At 41.7% G+C, this 535-nt stretch carries 1 protein-coding gene; it reads right to left on the reverse strand.

Translation table 11 applies throughout. The features are described 5' to 3' along the window. Positions 1 to 8 precede the first annotated feature (8 nt). Positions 9 to 535 (reverse strand): LysE family translocator (locus AC1DSG_RS31700; protein WP_477794368.1); only part of this gene is annotated, 527 nt, incomplete at its 5' end.

A 535-nucleotide genomic window follows, 5' to 3' on the forward strand; every position in this document is an offset into this window, starting at 1 on the left:
CCCATAGATCAACCCACTCCCCATAAAAAACCTTCATCCTTAATAAAATGGTGTAATTTCCATATAGAGAATGCAATCAAATAAAAGCCGCTCAGCCAATTTAATATTCGAAAATTCACTCTACCCGACAACATCTTACCGACAATATCACCGCCTAATGCATATACCATCTGACCAGCGAAACTACCAATAAAAAAGCCTGAAATAAAGACAGGCATATTAACCACCGCCCCACCCGAATGGTTGGCAAAAACGTAAGAAGTAATCGCAACAATGGTCAGCGGGTTAGTCATCGTCAAAGCGAAGACAGAAATAAACCCAGCCTTTTGCGAAACTGATACATCAGGATCTGCATACCTGAATATCTTAACACCCAAATAGAAAAGATATACAACAGAAGCAACGACCAAAAATTGCCGAAACTCATACACAAACACATTGACAAGTGCAGCACCAACCAATGCAATTGCAGCATATATAGCATCGGCAACACCAGCGCCCAATGCACTCGGTAGTGCACTCATTCGGCCATACA

This window comes from Pseudomonas sp. P5_A12 (assembly GCF_056400685.1).